This is a genomic window from Lentilactobacillus rapi DSM 19907 = JCM 15042, assembly GCF_001436255.1.
Taxonomy (GTDB): Bacteria; Bacillota; Bacilli; order Lactobacillales; family Lactobacillaceae; genus Lentilactobacillus; species Lentilactobacillus rapi.
This window is the reverse complement of the sequence record NZ_AZEI01000076.1, coordinates 493,872-512,976: the sequence shown is the minus strand read 5'-3', so window position 1 is coordinate 512,976 and position 19,105 is coordinate 493,872. Positions and strand designations below refer to the sequence as shown.

The 19,105-nt window shown below is 42.3% G+C and carries 17 protein-coding genes, 1 pseudogene and 1 riboswitch; of the genes and pseudogenes, 9 read left to right on the top strand and 9 right to left on the bottom strand.

The window, feature by feature from the left end; translation table 11 throughout:
- Window positions 1–35: 35 nt before the first annotated feature.
- On the bottom strand, window positions 36–464 hold the full coding sequence (locus FD12_RS10680; RefSeq protein WP_056983092.1) for a GNAT family N-acetyltransferase: 429 nt from the start codon (window positions 462–464) through the stop codon (window positions 36–38).
- Window positions 465–691: 227 nt separating this feature from the next.
- Here FD12_RS10680 and FD12_RS10675 point away from each other — a divergent pair, with 227 nt between their 5' ends.
- The gene (locus FD12_RS10675) at window positions 692–2,080 is read left to right on the top strand and encodes a L,D-transpeptidase family protein (RefSeq protein WP_225427271.1); all 1,389 of its coding nucleotides are present in this window, start codon (window positions 692–694) and stop codon (window positions 2,078–2,080) included.
- A 282-nt stretch (window positions 2,081–2,362) separates the two neighbouring features.
- On the opposite strand, the gene FD12_RS10670 is transcribed toward FD12_RS10675, so the two are convergent.
- Both FD12_RS10670 and FD12_RS10665 read right to left on the bottom strand, forming a co-directional pair.
- Complete coding sequence (locus FD12_RS10670; RefSeq protein ID WP_054747690.1) at window positions 2,363–2,686, bottom strand: magnetosome magnetite crystal formation protein family; 324 nt, start codon at window positions 2,684–2,686, stop codon at window positions 2,363–2,365.
- A 15-nt stretch (window positions 2,687–2,701) separates the two neighbouring features.
- Window positions 2,702–3,178 (bottom strand): hypothetical protein, encoded by a 477-nt coding sequence (locus tag FD12_RS10665; protein WP_056983091.1) that lies wholly within the window; start codon window positions 3,176–3,178, stop codon window positions 2,702–2,704.
- 206 nt (window positions 3,179–3,384) lie between these two features.
- Window positions 3,385–3,479, top strand: a riboswitch (TPP riboswitch).
- 137 nt (window positions 3,480–3,616) lie between these two features.
- On the opposite strand from FD12_RS10665, the gene FD12_RS10660 reads away from it, so the two are divergent.
- Window positions 3,617–4,213, top strand: a complete 597-nt coding sequence (locus tag FD12_RS10660) for an ECF transporter S component (RefSeq protein ID WP_054747692.1) — start codon at window positions 3,617–3,619, stop codon at window positions 4,211–4,213.
- A gap of 12 nt (window positions 4,214–4,225) precedes the next feature.
- Entirely contained in the window at window positions 4,226–4,921 is a 696-nt protein-coding gene (locus FD12_RS10655) for a TenA family protein (RefSeq protein WP_056983088.1), read from the top strand.
- Window positions 4,922–5,161: 240 nt separating this feature from the next.
- Here FD12_RS10655 and FD12_RS10650 read toward each other — a convergent pair whose 3' ends face one another.
- Window positions 5,162–8,122 (bottom strand): MMPL family transporter, encoded by a 2,961-nt coding sequence (locus tag FD12_RS10650; protein ID WP_056983086.1) that lies wholly within the window; start codon window positions 8,120–8,122, stop codon window positions 5,162–5,164.
- A gap of 348 nt (window positions 8,123–8,470) precedes the next feature.
- Here FD12_RS10650 and FD12_RS10645 point away from each other — a divergent pair, with 348 nt between their 5' ends.
- Entirely contained in the window at window positions 8,471–8,767 is a 297-nt protein-coding gene (locus FD12_RS10645; RefSeq protein WP_054747701.1) for a DUF2316 family protein, read from the top strand.
- 115 nt (window positions 8,768–8,882) lie between these two features.
- On the opposite strand, the gene FD12_RS10640 is transcribed toward FD12_RS10645, so the two are convergent.
- From FD12_RS10640 to FD12_RS10630, 3 genes are all read right to left on the bottom strand, one after another.
- Window positions 8,883–9,473 carry an NAD(P)H-dependent oxidoreductase gene (locus FD12_RS10640; protein WP_054747703.1) on the bottom strand — a complete coding sequence of 197 codons (591 nt, stop codon included), beginning with the start codon at window positions 9,471–9,473 and terminating at the stop codon, window positions 8,883–8,885.
- Window position 9,474: 1 nt separating this feature from the next.
- Window positions 9,475–10,044, bottom strand: a complete 570-nt coding sequence (locus tag FD12_RS10635) for a TetR/AcrR family transcriptional regulator (protein ID WP_054747705.1) — start codon at window positions 10,042–10,044, stop codon at window positions 9,475–9,477.
- Window positions 10,045–10,273: 229 nt separating this feature from the next.
- The gene (locus FD12_RS10630; protein ID WP_056983085.1) at window positions 10,274–10,879 is read right to left on the bottom strand and encodes a DUF3862 domain-containing protein; all 606 of its coding nucleotides are present in this window, start codon (window positions 10,877–10,879) and stop codon (window positions 10,274–10,276) included.
- Window positions 10,880–11,195: 316 nt separating this feature from the next.
- Here FD12_RS10630 and FD12_RS10625 point away from each other — a divergent pair, with 316 nt between their 5' ends.
- From FD12_RS10625 to FD12_RS10605, 5 genes and pseudogenes are all read left to right on the top strand, one after another.
- On the top strand, window positions 11,196–12,614 hold the full coding sequence (locus FD12_RS10625; RefSeq protein WP_056983083.1) for an aspartate ammonia-lyase: 1,419 nt from the start codon (window positions 11,196–11,198) through the stop codon (window positions 12,612–12,614).
- A gap of 117 nt (window positions 12,615–12,731) precedes the next feature.
- Window positions 12,732–15,521, top strand: a complete 2,790-nt coding sequence (locus tag FD12_RS10620; RefSeq protein ID WP_056983081.1) for a cation-translocating P-type ATPase — start codon at window positions 12,732–12,734, stop codon at window positions 15,519–15,521.
- Between the two features lie 389 nt (window positions 15,522–15,910).
- Entirely contained in the window at window positions 15,911–16,363 is a 453-nt protein-coding gene (locus tag FD12_RS10615) for a MarR family winged helix-turn-helix transcriptional regulator (protein ID WP_056983142.1), read from the top strand.
- A gap of 11 nt (window positions 16,364–16,374) precedes the next feature.
- Window positions 16,375–16,846: pseudogene (locus FD12_RS10610) on the top strand (GNAT family N-acetyltransferase).
- 19 nt (window positions 16,847–16,865) lie between these two features.
- Window positions 16,866–17,579, top strand: a complete 714-nt coding sequence (locus FD12_RS10605; protein ID WP_056983079.1) for a B3/B4 domain-containing protein — start codon at window positions 16,866–16,868, stop codon at window positions 17,577–17,579.
- Window positions 17,580–17,811: 232 nt separating this feature from the next.
- Here the strand turns inward: FD12_RS10605 and FD12_RS10600 are convergent, their stop codons facing one another.
- Both FD12_RS10600 and FD12_RS10595 read right to left on the bottom strand, forming a co-directional pair.
- Window positions 17,812–18,315, bottom strand: a complete 504-nt coding sequence (locus FD12_RS10600) for a DNA-3-methyladenine glycosylase I (RefSeq protein ID WP_056983077.1) — start codon at window positions 18,313–18,315, stop codon at window positions 17,812–17,814.
- A 128-nt stretch (window positions 18,316–18,443) separates the two neighbouring features.
- Window positions 18,444–19,037, bottom strand: coding sequence for a zinc ribbon domain-containing protein (locus tag FD12_RS10595; protein WP_054747713.1), 594 nt, complete (start codon window positions 19,035–19,037; stop codon window positions 18,444–18,446).
- Between the last annotated feature and the right edge of the window lie 68 nt (window positions 19,038–19,105).

The following is a 19,105-nucleotide window of genomic DNA, read 5'->3' as shown; positions in this document are numbered from 1 at the left end:
TCAACTGGATCAGCAGTTGTGATGAGCGTTATTACTCACAGTTCCTTCTTCACCACCACACAAGGGACTCCATCCTCCATAAAAGTATCCGAAGCTACATGGTAGCCCATCTTTTCGTAGAACCCTTGGGCTGTGAGTTCGCTATGGATGATTGAATGGACCATCCCAACTTCCTTGGCTTTGGTTTCCATTGCGGTAATGACTTGGCGGCCATAACCCTGGCCCCGATACTCTTTTAGAGTTGCCACGCGGCCAATTTTTAAAGTGTCAGGTTCAGGACTTTCGAAACGGCACGTTGCGACTGGCTGGTTACCTTTAAATAAAACGGCGTAGATCATTTCTTCGGAATCTTTATCATCAAATTCATCAGTCAAGGCAATTCCCCGTTCTAAAACGAAGACTGACATCCGAATGTAAGTTGCGGCGGCTCTGATTGGTTTGGAACTTTCTACAAATAAATTCATTATTTTCTCCTTAAGAATGACTGATTATGAAAATTATTATAACGAATTTGCAAAGAAAACTGAAATTAAAATGAGAAGATGGTAACATTAATAGGTAATGTTTCGCAACTGCGACTTAAACCTGAAGATTTGGTTAAATATTCAGGGCTGAAGGGTAATTGGTAGCATGTTCTCGCGGAAGTTCGTAAAATAAAATTGAAATTAACTTGCTTAGGGGGTAGGCAGCGGTGATATCACGAAAAGAAAAGTACAAGAAAGATAAAAAAAGTCCACGCCTGAAGCGAATTCTAATTGGAATCCTGCTCGTGATTCTGGGTGGCTTTATTGGGTCCCATATTTATTTTCAAAATCACTTTAAATTTGCCAAAATAAATGACATCAGTGTGTCTGGGTTAACGGTTGCCCAGGCAACAAAAAAGCTGAATAATTCTCATATTGATGAAGATGGTAATTATCTCGTTGTTAAAGATTCTAGAATCAAGGTTAATTCAAGTGATGTTAAGCAATTATTTAAGAATCGTAATTCAAAGAGTATGGTTGCTGTAAAAAATATGAGTGTCAAATCAGATGTGTCTGCTAAACAACGGGCTTACCGATTAAAGGTACTCCTGCCTAAATTTGAGCAACGAATTGATCAGATTAATCGGACCCGGGTGAAAACGACCGATTCTAAGGTCCTTTTAAAGGATGGTAAGATGGTTGTCAAAGCCGGTAAGAAAGGGAATAGTCTTGACAAGAAGAAAATGATCGCGGCCTTTAAGAAACAAGCCAAGAACAATTTGTTAATTTCCGTCAAGATGACCAAGGACGCCTATGCAACGCCAAATAGTTCTACTGTTGCCAACCAGAAAAAGCATTTGCAAAAGATTTTGGGCAATACGGTGACCCTTGCAACTTATAACAAGACCTATCATTTCAAGGCTAAAAATTGGGTAGCGAATGGTTATCCAACTGAAAATGGGGATTACAAGTTTGATTCGACCAAGATTAAATCATGGGTTGCTAAATTTGCGAATAAAGTTGATACCCTCGGTAAATCAGTTAAAATCACCACTCATCAGGGAACTAAAGTCAAGGTGCCAGGTGGGACTTATGGCTGGCGGGTTAACCAAAAGGCATTGACGAAGAACGTGATGAAGAACCTTCAAGATGGTCGGAAAGCAACAATGAAGTTAAGCCACTATGCACTTGGAACCGGTTATGGGGTTAAAGGCGCAGGCAAAACGTACGTTGCGATTGACTTGAAGAATTTGAAAGAATACATTTATTACAATGGCAAGTTGATCACGACGGTTCCCGTTATGTCTGGAACAATTACGGGTGGTAATAAAACTCCGCAGGGCGCTTATTACATCATGTATAAGCAACGAAATACAACCCTTAAGGGAAAGAATGATAATGGCTCGAAGTATGCTTCAAAGGTCAGTTATTGGGAGCCTTTGACGAATTCAGGAGTGGGGATGCATGATTCTCCATGGCAGCCTGCGTTGGTATACGGTAATCCGAGTGCCAGAGCGCAATACCATTCTCACGGCTGTTTGAATAACCCACCGTCAAGAATGCCAACCGTTTGGAAGTATACTCAGACGAATGAACCAGTCTTTATTTATTATTAATGTGCCAAGCGTTTGATGCTACCTCAAAAGGGTGAGAATCAAGCGGTTCGTTCTCAAAATAAAAGCCGTTATCCAGACATTCTGATTTTGAATGCTTGGATGGCGGCTTTTATGGTTGGGAATTGATTTGGGACATGTTTCGGCCTGATCACATTTGAATTTTAAACAATTTAAAATTAGTTCCAGTCAAAACCTGATAAAAGTCAGCTTTTGACTGGGGCTGTTTTGGTCATAGGGATACATCTTGCGAGCACCTACGCCTTAGATCTTCCTCAACCTGAATTATTTTATTAAGATTTTAATCCCTAAATACAAGTTATAAATAAACATTGCGATATCCACAATGATGACTAGTCCCACCAGGACAATGAATAGGATCGCGATAGATCGGGTTTGATCGCCCACCGTAATTGCCATAATGCCCACCAGCATAAATGTGAGTGTTGATAATACAACTGGAATTAAATGCAGTAAAAAGGCGTGCTTCGCCGTTTCATGCATGTCTTGGTTATCCTTACTGATCAACCAGACAATGAATGGAAAGATGAACGGGGCGAAGACGATCGACAAATATGATAATGCATTAACAACTTTGTTTTCCGACATGTCAATTCCTCTCGTTTATTTTGAATACGACTTGTAAACTGGCGCTCTGAAAAGGTCGACGTAAGAGCCCATTGCCGAGTAGTCCCTCAGTACGGTGAGCCGTTGATCATTAATGGTTCGATGAGTGATCCCCCAGCCTCTATCGCTTTGATAACCATGCTGAGCGTAGGCGTTAAACGTGTAACGACTGCTGCCTTGGATTTTGGCGACTGCTAATTTTTTATAACCTTTCCAAGTGCTTTTAAAGAGGGTGTGAGACTTTCCTTTATAAGATTGGGTAACTGAGTATTGATTGATATGGGTGACACACATTTTGCCATCAACATATGAATACCAGTTTCCACGCCAACTTGAAGGGGTGTAGTTGTGGATCTTCCCAACTTTGTAGTAAGTATCTGCGGCTTGGGCTGAAATAGGTGACGCTTGGATACTGATAGCGGCAAATGCGACGCCGGCTAAAATGGTTAAAGCGAGCTTAATAACTTTTTTCAAGATGAATGCTCCTAACAGAAAAATTCGAAAGGGTAATTAGAATCAGTGATCGGATTTGAGCTTAGATAACTTTAAAAACTATAACGTTAAACGGGCTAAATTGTCAAATTGTGATGCTTATTGAGGCTTCCAAACGGACGAATTTCAAAAAAGTGATTGACAGTCGGTATTAGTTGGGTGTTTAATGACGTTGATCAAATAATTTAATCTGTGGTCTGGGGTGCTGGCTAAGTCCGGCTGAGAAATACCCATGGAACCTGAATCAGTTAGTACTGACGTAGGAAGACCAATTAGTCAATTTGTGACGATTTTTGCATGGCTAAGGACCGCTCTTTTTGTAGAGGAGGTCCTTTTTTTAATGGAAAGATAAAGTAAGCTGAAGAATCTGTTTTAGTTGGTACGTTAGAATTTAGAATAGTGAAACGAGGCGGATATTTGATGAACATTCGATCACCACACTGGGATGTTAGACAGATTATTACAGTCACTTTAATTGGGATTGTCTGTGGGGCAATTTATTTTTACGGTGTTGACACGTTATACAATGTGACCAAAATTGCGCTGACCCCAACTGGGTTAAGCCCATTTGTCGATGGCTTGTATTCTGGTTTGTGGTACATCTCTGCACCCTTATGTCTTTATTTTGTTCCAACGGTTGGCGCTGGAATTATTGGTGAAACGCTTGCGGCAGTCGTTGAAATGTTCTTTGGCGCTCAATGGGGCATTATGACTGTTGTCGTCGGCTTTTTGCAAGGTGTCGGCAATGAACTTGGCTTTTTCCCGCATGGCTATCAGAAGTTTTCGTGGACAAGCTGCTTGTTGGGCGCTTTTGGTGCTAACCTACTAGGCTTTGGCTACAGTTTCCTGACTTCTGGATATAGTCATTATGGGACTGGGATGATTATTGCACTGTTTATGATTTCGACAGTTTCAAGTTTAGTATTTGACGGTGTTTTAGTGAAGTTGATTACCCTCAATTTTGATCGGGTATTTGATAAGATGCAACTCAACAATGTCAGTAAATTAAGCAAATAACGGAGGAAAAGCATGAAATTCACAACGCAGTTACGACAAGAAAACAATTCAGTTTGGCAACAGATTTTTGATTGCCCATTTATCACTGGTTTGACAGATGGTACCTTGGCTCCCGAAACATTTCGTTATTACTTTATTCAGGACAACAAATATTGTGTCGCTTTTTATGACCTTCATCAAAAAATTGCGGCTAAAATGACGAATCGAGCCCATGCTGATTCGTTAGCCCACCTGGTTGATATTTGTAACGAGATTAGCGAGCGCAGCCCAATCTATGATGAATTGAACTTGACACAAGCAGAAATTGATTCGGTGCCGGTTGCGCCAACGGCATACGCTTATATTACTAACATGTATTATCAATTTGAGCAGCAAGGCATTGATGCTGGAGAGGCCAGCTTGGTTCCGTGTTACTGGACCTATACAGAGATGTTTCGTAAAATTGCTGAAAAAGGATTTAATACTAAGCCGGTCTACAAAGATTTTATTGATTTTTGTGCATCGGAAGAATTTGGCTCGGTTAATCAGCAAATGCTCGATTTAACTGACGATCTTGCAGAGAATACGGACGATGAGGGCCGCGAGAAAATGCGGCTGGCATTTCAATACAGTAGTGAGTATGAATTGCAATATTGGAATATGTGCGTGATTCATGAGCAATGGTTACTGGACCAAGAACAAGAAAAGGTTGCTCGGCCATTGAGATAATGAATTAAACTCGCGAGACTGGGATGAAAGGCGATTTGATCTCATAATTTAAGTGCAAAAAGGCAGTGCATCTGGTTTGGATGCACTGCTTTTTTGCATAAATGGCGGGAATCAGCCATTTATCGCACGTTTGATCAATATAAACGGTTTATAAACAAGTTGCTGACTAACGCTTTGACCCACTTCCTGTACATACATTTAAGCGGGGTTAGGCTAAACGTTTTTCGGCTTGGTCAGACGTTAATCCTTTTCATGTTTGGCTTCAGGATTCTTGCTACGACGCATCTTATCTTGGCCTTCAATCGACTTTTTATACATCTTGTCGTTGACATATGGGTAGGTCCATTTAACCATTGCACTCATAATGATTGGCAAGGTGATAACTAAGATGACCAGTCCCACGATAACGGTCATTGCGACTTGAATCAGTGTGAGCACATTGGAAGGAATCAATGCGGCAAATGTACCGCCCAGAATGATCGCAGCTGAGATAACCACTGTTCCAATGATCGTTGCGGCGTTTGTGATCCGCATTCGGACGTCAGTGATTGCGCTGGCATCGTCTCGATACCGCATCATCAGGAAAATACTGTAGTCCACTCCTAAAGCAACTAACATAATGAAGCTAAAGAATGGGGTATTCCAGGTGAGCATGTTTTGGAAAAGCAGGTATTCAGATAACCAGCGGGTGATCTGGAGGGCACCAAAGTAGGTCACAATTAATGTCCCGATGATGGTTAATGCCTGAACGAGTGAGCGGGTGACAAACATCAATGCAATTCCAATTCCAACCAGCATGATGACAACCGTTCTCAGGAAGTCCCCATTAGCGGTCTTCTGTAAGTCGGCTGTTTGAGAACTTTGACCACCGATTGCAACTTTGGCTTTACTTAGGGATGAATCTTTCAACTTGGCGTTCACATCACGCGTAATGGTTTTAATCCGGTTAGCGGACTTAGTAGTGCTTGGATCACTGTTTAGAATAAAGGTGATGTGAGCAATCTTACGATCCTTGGACATAAAGGCATCAAGTGATGGTGTGAACGATGGGCTCTTAACACTTGCCTTTGGCATATAGAAGGTGTTGCCCAGATAGGACTTTTGCATTTCCTTTAGATAATCATTAACAGTGTTGGTACCGCTGCTAACTTTGGATAAGCCGGCGTTGGCAGAAGAAAGGCCTTGTTGGAGCTGTTGCATTTGAGTTTGAAGAGCCTTCATCTTTGAACTCAGCGTTTGAACACCAGTATTGACTTCTGAACTGCCACTGGCGACGCTTTGAGCTCCAGAGACGAGTGATGAGCTGTTCTGTTGCAGTTGGCTTGCACCACTGTGGAGTTGGCTTAAACCGCTTGAAAATGGTGTGACTTGTGAATGCAGGCGACTAATGCCCGATGATAGTCGACTGGACCCAGAGGCTAAACGACTAACCCGACTTCGAAGGGCCTTCAAACGGGCGGTCTTAGATTGCAATTGTTGGATGCCTGAGTTGAGCGTCTGACTGCCGGACGATAGTTGACCGACACCAGAAGATAATGAAGAAGCGCCCTGACTAAGCGATTGTGAGCCGCTTGCCAAGCTGTTAACACCAGACGTATAAGTTGATAGGCTATTACTTAATTGTTGAGCACCTGATTGAAGCTTGCTGGCACCATCGGCTAATTTCTGAACTTGGGCGATGCTGGCAGAAGTGTCCGAACTAGCAAGTTTCTTGTTGGCACTGTCCAATCCTTTTTGAACCTTTTTGATTCCATAATTGGCTTGATCCAAACCATCAGTTAAAGTTTTTAACTGACTCTTCAGATATAGCTGATCAATCTTAGTTCCACCCGGTCTTGTAACTGAAGCAACCGATTTAACGCCGGGTTCCGAGTTCAAGTATCCGGTTAATTGATCGATTTCGGCCAAATACTGCTGGGTATTGAGTGGTTTCTTATTTTCGATGTAAAGCGTAGATGGTCCAGAGGTTCCGGCAGGGTAGTGTTCTTGAATGAGATTATAGCCTGCCTTGGATTGAACGCTGTTCGGCAATTCGTCTGCATTATTGAAATTCAATTTTTGAGATCCCATGAATAACAATGGGATAGCGGCGATAATTAAGATGCCGACCATCACAAATGTGTGGGAAATCGTAAATTTGGACAGAAAATGCCAAACGACGCTGCGGTCATGGGCGGCCAGATTTTTACTTGGCCAGAATAACTTTTCACCCAAGGTTGCCATGAAGAACATGTTGAGAGTGAGCAGAACCATTAATAGGACCGCAACCCCGACGGCAACCCCGACACCAGAACGATAGAATGAGAACTTTGCCAGAGCCAGGGCAGTAAATCCGATCAACACCGAAGAACCACTATAGAGGATGGTTCGACCAGCATGGCGTTGAGCGGTTTTGGCAGCCGCGACTGCCGTTTGCCCTTGTTTAATCTGTTCTTTAAACCTGTCATACAGCAGGATATTATAGTCAGTCCCAATTCCAAAGAGAACCACGACTAAGAAGACCTGGGTAAAGTTGGAAATTGGGAAGCCATAGCGCTGTGCCAGGTTCATGACAATACTGAGAGAAATCAGATAGGATACCGCAACGGTCAATAGTGAAATGATTGGGATGAGCAACGACCTAAAGACGATGATTAAGACAATAAAAATAAAAATTGCGGCAATAATTTCGGTCTTTTGAAGCCCTTTTTCGGTTGTTGCCGAGAAGTCTTCATTTAAGACATCACTACCGGTAACGTAGGTTCGCATCCCGGGTGTCTTAATTTTGTTGAGGACTTCATTGGTCTGACCTCTAACCTTGTACTTGCTGGGAACGGTGATCATGACCATTTCGGTTGTGCCATCGTTTGAAACCAGCTGCTTTTTGGCTGCTTCATTGTCACCGGCACTCGTAACACTCACGATATGTAGGCTGGTATCACTGCGAATGGCTCGAACGGAGTCGCCAATCTGCAATGACTGTTCGTCCGTGATTTTACCGTGCTTATTATTAAAGACTGCGATTAAAGTTCGGACATTCTTGCCGCCTTCAGATTTTTTCTGAATTTTTTGGGCAACCTCGCTTTGGACGGTTGCTGGTAGGCGGACGCTTCCCTTATCACGGACCAACTGGGAAATGTTTGGCAGGGTAAATGCCGCAATTAATACCAGTCCAATCCAGATGATGAGAGATAGCAGGTGCTTTTCTCTGAAATTACGCATCAATTCTCTTCCTTCCATAAAACAAACTATTGTGTAACCTGATTTAAATTTGAGCACTTACAAAAACATGACAAAAAGGGTGATCAAATCACCGTGATTGACGAGCATCGATTACAATCTTAAAGTTAAGTGAAATCAATAATTGCAGTTACTGCTTCTTTTAAAGCCAAATAGATACATACTACATTTTAACATGATTTTGGCCGTTTCAAACCTGCCAAATCAGAGAAAGCGAAAAATAGTTTTTACTATGTGATTTTCACTTATGGTTGTGTTAATATCTTACGTAACCCGTTTTAATGATCAGTGGGTGGTAACTTAAATACCTGTTGAGGAAGTGATAAAACGTTGTTAACTGAAGATGAGGCTGTCGCAACCAAAGCTGAATTGAAGCAAAACTTCGAACTGGCCGGGTTGACCCTGACCCAAGCGGCAAATGATTTGGGATGTACGCCAAACCATATTCAAGCGGTCTTGAACCTCAATTCCGAACGGATAGAGGAACCCTGGATTTTAAGAAATTACTTAATGAATCAACTTTTATCAAAGGGGATCGAACCCCATCCATATAGCAAGTTGATTGGCGATCCAAAACGGTTTGCGTTTTTGAATGATGATTTTATCAAACAAGGCAGATTAGCCTAAACAAATGAGTGCTGATTTCAGAAACAGGCAGCCAGCCATAATCTTTGTACGATACAAATACATGATTATGGCTGGCTGCCTTTTTGACATAAATAAATTTTAAATCATCGTTTGCCTAAAAGTTGAACGTCATTTCCCGACAGGCTTTCAAGTGACGCTGCCGTTTGTCGGCAGACGAATTGGTGATGCCACCTAAATTGATCCACTTTCCTGATGAAATCCCAAGTTGTTTCAAAGTATGATTGATGAAGACTTTCTTGATAGCATTACCACAAAAGAGCTTGAGATAAAAGGTCGGTGAAGTGGAGGTCGTGAATACATAAGCATGGGATAAGTTGGTCAGCTCGCCCTTAACGCCAGTTTTGGTGACTGTGTGGGAGAGCCCTTTGCCTTCTTTCATAACTTTATCAATGAATCCCTTCAGCATGCCAGGAATACTGTTCCACCAAATTGGCGTGATGAAGATGATGCCGTCTGCTTGTCGGAGCATTTTCAAATATTTGGTCACCAGGGGGTCATGTGTTTTCCCCTCGTGAAATAGTCGTAATTCTTCTTTGTCATAAGTCGGGTTGAAATGTTCGTTGTAGAGATCAATTAACTGGGGATGATTATTTTGCTCAGTCAAATTGTTCATGACTTGGGTCAACACAGCATGGGTGAAACTTTGGTCATAGGGATGGCAGTAGATGACGACAATATTTTTCATATCAATTAACTCCAATCAATGCTTTAGCAGATTCTTTCAATAGTGCTTCATCAAACGTGATGGCATGGTTCCGAATTAAAATCCCGTATCCCTGGATGAAGGCCCATATTTTGATGAATAAATTTTCGGGTGATTCAGAAAGTTGATATTGGTTCATAATTTGAGTGATTAATTCCTGTGGATACGCTAGTAACGGGAATTTTGTGGCAGACTCGGCTGAGTGGTAAATATTAATGGCACTTGAATTGAAGAATAAAAAGTCCATCAAATATGGTTGGGAATCAAACTGATTAACCATGAATTTTCCGAGGGCGACAAGTGAATCAAGCGGCTCCAGATGTTGGCCTTCAATTGTTTGCTTAGCTTGTCTGCCCAACCGACTCGAAACCACTTGAGTGACCGAGGCGAACAGGTCATGCTTGTTTTGGAAATGTTTGTAAAATGAGCCCGTGGTTAAATTGAGTTCTCCCAGCAACGATCTTAACGAGATTTGTTGGGAGCCATTCTCGGAGATCTTTCGAATGGTCAACTGAATGATGTCATTTTTAGTATTGTTGGTTTTTCCGGCCAATTGTGTCAACTCCTTATTGTTTTAAGATAACACTGTTATCCTATGGCTGTAAATAAATGCCGAGATATTCATTTGAAAGGGCTATTCAGATTATCACTTTCATGCTGATAAAACTGGCAAATCCCATCATTTAAACAAATAGCGCAACCATTCCAGAACCCAGAATGATTACGCTATTTGTTAGATGATAGGGACAAAATGCCATTTGCCCATCTCTTATCAATGCGATTTATTTTGTTGTTGTCTGATTCTTTGACTGTAGCTGCCCACCGGTAAACATTAAATTGACCGCGGCGCCTTTTTTACTCGTGAGATACAACGCTGAGGTTGCCGCCATATCACCACTGCCGGTCACTGACTCAGAATCAGGTTCGCCTAATCTTTGAATGACACTTTCGTATGAGTCTCCAGGATTAAGGCTGTTAATTGACTCAACGGACGTATATTGACGGTGGGTGGTATGTTTCAGGACATAGCCCTTACCGATTGCATGACCGTCCAAAAATTCAACAGTGACAGCTGATGCCTTGAATCCCTTATCGAGTTGATTCCAAGAATATTGGATGGCTGATTTTTTACTTGTACCAGAAAGCGACACTTTATGGTGAGACGTCGGGCTGCCGAATGATTGCCTAATTGAATTCAACGAACTGCCGCCCTTGGTAGGAGCGGTGATGTTTGCTAATTTGATTTGATCATAATCCTTTCGGGTGATTGATTTGATAACTTTTGTGGTTGAGGATGGGTGGGAATTCTTCGGCTGGGTTGAGTCGCCACAGCCGGCTAAAGAAATTCCGACTAATAAAATTGTGATTAATGTCAATTCTTTTTTCATGATTATCAGTTGTTCTCCTCATCATTAATGGCTTATACCACTACGATACCAAATTCTGGCGATTAACAAAGCAGAGACAAGCAATCTTAACTGAATTATAGCAAAGTCACGATGATTGTGTTGATGATGGCATATTATGTGACGCAGGTAACGATAGTTGGCCGTTTAATGGATATGCTAACGCCAGCTTGTTAGATATCGGTATAAGTGCAGAAAACCTATATTGATAAAGACTTAGCTTGACATTTTTTGAAATGGGTATATATTATATCTCGTAAGTTTTGTTAGAAAACATGACATGAAATGAGGCTGAATAATGAGAATTGATAGAGATTGTATTGGTGAGCTTTTTGTACCCGATGACGTTTTATATGGTGTCCACACTTTAAGGGCGATGCATAACTTTCCGATTACCGATGAAAAGGTTGATCCAGCCATTATTAGTAGTTATCTTCAGATTAAGAAAGCAGCGGCGATTGCTAATCAAAAGGCCGGCAGCTTAGCAGGTAACAAGGCAGCCTTGATTATTTCGGCATGTAACCAACTGCTCTTTTCAGGTGACTTCAAAGACTTCTGTGTGCCTGCCATTCAGGGCGGTGCCGGGACTTCGACAAATATGAACGTCAACGAGGTCGTCTCTCAATTGGCGATGAAAATAAGTGCCCAGGGTGGCAAAGCAGCCATTAGCATCCATCCTAATGATGACGTCAATTGTGCCCAGTCAACCAACGATACCTATCCGACCGCTGGGAAAATGGCGATGTTAAAAAAGCTGACACCTCTTCTAAATTCAGTAGACAGATTGTGCCAAACTTTGGCTGACAAAGCTGAAGAATATGCTGACGCAATCAAAGTTGGCCGGACCCAGTTACAGGATGCCGTTCCGACAACGTTTGGTCGCAGCTTTTCTGCCTATGCCTCATTATTTCACCGAGATTATGATCGGCTGAAGAAGGCAGCTGAGGTTTTGAGAGTGGTTAATCTCGGTGGGACTGCTATTGGAACAGGAATCAATACAACTTCTGAGTATCAGGAACAAATTATTCCGACTCTTAATAAAGTTGCCCATCTTTCTTTAATTCAAGCTGATGATTTGGTAGATGCAACTCAGAATAGCGATGCCTTCACCACTATTTCGAGTGCAATGAAAATGCTGGCTGCCGATCTTTCCAAATTCAGTAATGATCTTCGGCTGCTTTCAAGCGGTCCGCAAGCCGGATTAAATGAACTGGTATTGCCTAAAAAGGCCGCCGGTTCGTCAATCATGCCAGGAAAAGTAAATCCAATTATTCCAGAAGTTGTTAATCAAGTGGCTTTTGAAGTTATTGGCAACGATGTGACGGTCACGATGGCTGCGGAAAGCGGGCAGTTGGAATTAAACGCTTTTGAGCCGATTATGTTCCGCGCAATTTTGATGAGTGAGCAACATTTGGTAAAGGCGGTCACTACTTTAGTTGATAATTGTGTTGCAGGCATCAAAGTGAATGTTGATCACTGCCGCCACGAGGTTGAACATTCATCGATTGCCGCGACGATTTTATCACCATTACTTGGTTACGAAGAGACGACCCGATTGATTAAAACGGCAGTAGCTCACAAACAGTCTGTCAAAGAATTAGTTAAAGAGCAGCGATTATTACCAAATCAGTTAATTGATGAATTATTCTCACCTGAAGTTTTGACCAACGCGAAAAAATTGAATTCCAAGCATTCAGTCGCATCTTCTTCGAATTAATCAGTTGAGCCGGTTACTTTTTCGACCGTTATCCTTCTCTCATTGCCAATAAAGAATATAATGATGGTGTCTACATAAGACATTTAATTAATAGTTATCTCGAGGGTGATGAGTCGAATGAAGAACGTTGAATCAACCAAGATCGATCAATCCGCGAAAACATCTGTTGATGATTTGATGAAGCAGTTCGATCTTCCAGTAGGTGGATTGAGCCAATCTGAAGCGGCAAAACGGCTTGCTCAATATGGGCCAAATACGATTCAGCAAGTGAAACACAAATCAGAAATCCTGATTTTTCTCGAAAATTTTACGTCGCTAATGGCGATCTTATTGTGGGTATCCGGAATCATTGCGATGTTTGCCGGCATGATGGAATTGGGGATTGCGATTTGGGCCGTGAATCTGATTAACGGTTGCTTTTCGTATTGGCAACAGCACGCCGCTCAAAAGGCGACCGATTCTTTGAAGAAAATGTTGCCATCTTACGTCAAGGTTAATCGGGACGGCAAGACCCAACAAATTCAAGTTGAGCAGTTGGTGCCTGGTGATTTATTTCAAATTCAAGCGGGTGATTCAGTCCCTGCCGATGCTCGGATTTTCAATAGTTCCAATTTGCAAGTGGATGAATCTTCGCTAACCGGTGAATCGGTTCCGGTTGAGAAAGCCGATCATTATCAACATGGTGATGGTGAGTTTGCCCAACAAAATATCATTTTTGCCGGAACAGTGGTGACTAACGGAACTGCGAATGCCATTGCGGTGGCGACTGGGATGCAGACGGAATTTGGTCGGATTGCGAGACTGACCGAAAGCCAGAAGAAAGTGATTTATCCATTGCAACGGGAATTAAACCACTTGACCCGGCAATTGACGGTGATTGCCATTGTTTTAGGAATTGCATTTTTCCTGCTGGCTGTTTTCTTTGTCCATTATCCATTTGCCCAGTCGTTCATTTTTGCACTCGGGATGATTGTGGCGTTTATTCCGGAAGGATTGCTGCCGACGGTGACGTTGTCGTTAGCCCAAGGAACGCAACGCATGGCTAAAAAACATGCCCTGTTGAAAAATTTAAACAGTGTCGAAACGTTGGGAGAAACCACGGTCATTTGTTCTGATAAAACCGGAACACTGACCCAAAATCAGATGACAATTAATCACATTTGGTTGGTCAGCGGTGATTATGAAGTGACTGGAACGGGCTATGTGACCAATGGTAAGATTCGAAAGAATGGTCAGGACGTCAATGGCCAACCAGCAAGCGATTTAGGTCGCCTGTTAGCAATTGCAACTCTCAATAATGATACTGAAGTCAATGAGGATCCAAATGGCGGCAAGGCTAAAATCCTTGGAACGCCAACCGAAGCGGCTCTGGTTATTCTGTCCAGAAAAGCCGGAATGAATATCAAAGAAGAGAATCAGCAATTTCCACGGTTAAAAGAGTTGCCGTTTGATTCCGGGCGGAAACTAATGACGACGATTACGAAAGATCAAACTGGGAATCCTTTGATTTATACCAAGGGCGCCCTTGGCAGTGAATTGAAGATTTGTGATCAGATATTGGATGGTGACAAGGTTCGACCATTAACGGCTGCTGATCGAGAACGAATTAATGGGATCAATGAGCAATATTCCAAACAGGGACTACGAACCCTTGCATTCTCATATCGAAACGTGTCCGTTGATGATCCGTTACGCAAAACGGCGATTGATGACTACACGATCGACACAGCGGAAAGGCACATGGTATTCGTTGGCCTCACAATGATGTCTGATCCGCCCCGGCCCGAAATTTTCAAAGCAGTTAAGAATTGTAAGCGGGCGAATATTCGAATTATTATGGTAACTGGTGACAGTCCGATTACTGCCAAGAGCATTGCAGTCAAAATCGGGATTACTTCTGACAAAGCGCGTGTCATCAGTGGCGAAGAATTGGATCAAATGAGTGATCAGGAATTGAAGGCAGCCGTTAAGGGTGAAGTGATTTTTGCCCGGGTAGCGCCGGAACATAAGTTTAGAATCGTCACAATGTGTCAGGAAAATGGTGATATCGTTGCTTCAACTGGTGATGGCGTGAACGATGCGCCAGCGTTGAAACGGGCCGATATTGGGATCGCAATGGGGGTTACTGGCACTGACGTTGCCAAAGATGCGGCTGATATGATTTTAACTGATGATAATTTTGCTTCCATTGTCAGTGCCATTGAAGAAGGCCGAACTGTTTATAGTAACCTACAGAAATTCTTGCTGTACATCTTGAATAGTAATGTTCCTGAAGCAGCGCCTTCGGTTATTTTCTTGGTGACCCGCGGTTTGGTTCCATTGCCATTAACAGTTATGCAAATTTTGACTGTGGACTTGGGAACAGATTTACTGCCAGCGCTTGGATTAGGCATTGAAAAAGCTGAACCAGGGATTATGGACCAGCCGCCCCGTCCGCAAAATAGTCATCTGTTGAACAAGTCCATTATTTGGAAAGCGTTTGGGTTGTACGGATTGACGGCTTCGGTCATTTCAACGGCTGCTTACTTCTTTGTTAATCACGTTAATGGCTGGCCAAATATCCCTTTGGCTTCATCAGGATTACCCTACGCGGAAGCGACAACCATTACGCTGGGGGCAATTGTGTTCTGCCAGATTGCAGCGGCAATGAACTGTCGCACGCAAATTTCGTCAGTCTTTTCGATTGGGTTATTTAGTAACCGACGAATCTGGTTAGGAATTGGCGTAGAAATTGTCCTGATTGCCTGCCTAATGTATCAGCCGTTTCTTCAGGAAATTTTCAATACGGGACCTCTCAATTTCTCTGAATGGGTATTCCTATTCTGTATCCCAATTCCACTATTTCTGTTGGAAGAGGGGAGAAAGTGGCTGGTTAGAAAAATAAGAGGGCAAAAAACAACGGTTTGACGCGGCTATCTAAAGGACCCTTAACTAAAATCCTGGTTTTGGATTTTAGTTAAGGGCCCTTTAGATAGTAAGCGGCAGTTGTTTTTTGCCCGTTTCAACAATGTAGCAGGGGAAGTCCTGGTTGGATTTTAGTTAAGGGTCCTTTAGATAGTAAGCGGCAGTTGTTTTTTGCCCGTTTCAACAATGTAGTGGGGAAATCCTGGCTTTGGATTTATGTTGAAGCGGTTCTTAGAATATTGAGATAACTGTGAAGCAATGGACTGTTTCATTTTTCAAACCTAATGAAGCCGATCATCAAACTGGGAATTTTCAGTCGATTTTAAATTTTGTTGCATTTGCAATAAAAATGTTTTAGAATCATTCCTAGTGAAATAGGGAGGGTGATGGCAATAGCAGAAATTCTTCGACCCATTGGTGAAATTGCTCGGGCACTGGATTCAGTTGCAAATATTGAATTTAAAGATTTTGACCTCGCTAAGGGTCAGTATTTATACCTGGTTCGGATCTGTGAGCATCCCGGCATTATCCAGGAACAGTTAGCGACAATGATCAAAGTTGATCGGACGACAGCATCCCGAGCCATTCGAAAGATGGACATGAACGGCTTTATTGATCGACGGGCCGATGCCACTAATAAAAAAATCAAACGGCTGTTTCCAACCAAAAAAGCAACTGATGTGTATCCATTTATTCACCGTGAGAATCTGTACTCGAATAAAGTTGCCCTCGGAGGACTCAGCGAGGAAGATAGCCAGTTGCTTGAAAAATTGTTGTTAAAAGTGAGTGACAACGTTTCAGCCGATTGGGAATTCGTCAAAAAAGGTCATCACCGCAAATACTAGGAGGAAAATGATTGGCAACATCGATTAGAAAATGCACGGTGGCTGACTTGCCACAACTTGAAGAAATCAGCCGGGCCACATTCACGGATACCTTTGGGCAATATAATTCACAAGCAGATTTAGAAAAGTACTTAGTTCGATCATACAGTCAGCCGCAACTTCACAGCGAACTCGCCAACCCTGATTCAGAATTCTTTTTTATATTTGAGGACGATGAATTAGCTGGTTATTTGAAAATTAATATTTTAGATTCTCAAACAGAAAAAATGGGTGAAGCTAGTTTGGAAGTTCAACGAATTTACGTTTTACCAGCACACAAACGTCATGGATTGGGGTAAAACGAACATTTGGCTTGGCGTTTGGGAGCATAATCCCGGTGCGATTGCTTTTTACAAACAACTTGGTTTTAAGAAAATTGGCGATCATGTATTTACATTAGGTGACAGCCCACAGCGTGACCTTATTTTGAAGAAAACAATTTAGTTGGAAGCCAGGTTAGATAATGAAAAAATTAATTTTAGATTCCCAAGTAGTTGATCTTTTTCCGGACGTTCAAATTAATGTCATGACCCTTGCAGGGATTGACAATCATATTCAAGCAGATAAATTGGCTTATTTACAGAAGCTGCTTGATGAGGGCACCCAGGCTGCCGAACAGTATATTACCGTTGAACCGTTTCGGAAAAATCCAGTGGTTGACCAATGGCGGCAAGCATTTAGAAAATTCAAGACCAAAAAGGGTGCCCGGGCCACCACAGAAGCGTTATTAAAACGGGTTAGCCAAGGAAAGACCTTCTCCCCAATTATGCCGTTAGTGGATCTTTATAATAGTGTTTCGCTCAAATATGGGGCTTCCTGTGGTGGCGAGGATGTCGACGCCATTGTCGGAGACATGCACTTAGGGGTGGCAAAAGGCAGGGAGTCGTTTCTGCCCTATGGTGAAACGGAGGACATGCCGGCTCTTCCAGGTGAAGTTTGTTATTTGGACGATAAGGGAGCGGTTTGTCGCTGCTTTAATTGGCGGGAATCACAACGGACGGAACTAACGGAAGCCACTCGCAATCCGATATTGGTGATTGAATCGATTAATAAGGAGCAAGCTGAGCGATCCGATGTCGCCATGGTGGAATTGCAACAGCTGTGTGAAGATTTCTTCACCGTGAAGGGAACGGTCCAGAAAGTTTCTGGAGCACAACGGGAAGTTCAAATTGATTAAGTGCCAATAATCCCACGGAAATCGATATTCTCAGCGAGTTGATTTAAAAATAGAAGCCAATCAACCAGACATTCCAAATTAAAATGTCTGGTTGATTGGCTTCTGTTGGCTAAAATGGTTTTTGATCCAGGGTCGAGTCTAACTCATATTCAAAATATCAATGAGACTTGTAGCCTCCATTGATGTCAATCAGAAATCATGATTTTTGCCATCAAGCGACAACAATCAGTTTCTATCCGTCCTGATGTTTCAAAATTCCTGTTCCGACTAGTCGTAGCTCCATCGTGGTTGGTCCAACGAAAGTAAACCCTCGTTTCTTCATGTCTTTAGCAACGGTGGCGCCTAAGCCGTGGGAGTCGTGGCCCAACGATCCTTCAACGATATTTTTCGTTGGCTTAAAGGACCATAAATAATCGGCTAAATCTTTAAACTCTGGAGAGAGATTGAGCGTTGCCCGGGCATTTTGGACAACTGCTCTAATTTTTCTGGGATTTCGAATCATTTCAGGGTCTTCTTCGAGGGCCTCCAAATCCATTTCGGTAAAATTCGCAATTTGGTTGACGTCAAAATGCTTAAATACCTTTTCAAAAACTGGAATCTTACTTGCGGCGACCCGCCAATTCAATCCCGGTTGGAAGACGTTGACTGTTAACATTTCAAACATAATCCGCGGATCATGGACTTCAGTTCCAAAAAGCTGATGATAAATTTGGACGCCACTTTGACTTTCTGCCATTTATCTCACCTCATATCAGTTGATTTTCTATCTTAATTATAATTTCAGATTATCACTTAATTCGCTGAAGGGTCGAAAAAACGCCTCGCCAACTTAATTGGTTGAGGCGTTAATTGTCGTTCAGGTGACTATTTGCTGTACTTATCAGCAACGTTATAAGTGACTTTGCCGAGATTTACCTTGAGAAGGGTCTGTTTAGCGTCACCCTTGACCTTCTTGGTTTTTACCTTGATGTCAGAATATTTTTGATTAGCGTAAATGCCAGCGAAAGCCCGCGACCGGTCTTTCAATTTCCTGACCATTATATTCCATTTAGCAGGGTTGCCCTTTTTAAGCTGCTTAACTGCAGAACTAGTTTTGGAGATTTTGACGGTAATCCCTTTGTTTTTATCCACCTTAATACTGGGATCTTTGCCGTAAACCGTGTTGGGCCGGGCATCAAATAGGTACTGATTTAATTCCCGTTCGATTTTAGTGTGGCTGGGACCGTCATGGAGACTGCATGAACTCCCGACAGCAAGGACAACTAAAACGGCAGCGGTCAAACTAACGAACTTACCAAATGGCTTTTCATACCATTTAAGCAGGCGGCCAACCCGTTTATTAGATTCTTCATTTTCTTCAAGCCATGGCTGTTTGGCGCCACAGTATGGACAAAAGTTTGAGTATGCAGGAATTGTTTTTCCACACATAACACAGGATTTTGTCTTTTCATCAGACATGCTTGTTCCTCCAATATGACCCTTTGTTAATATACCAATTAATTATAGCAAAAAATAACCCATGAAAA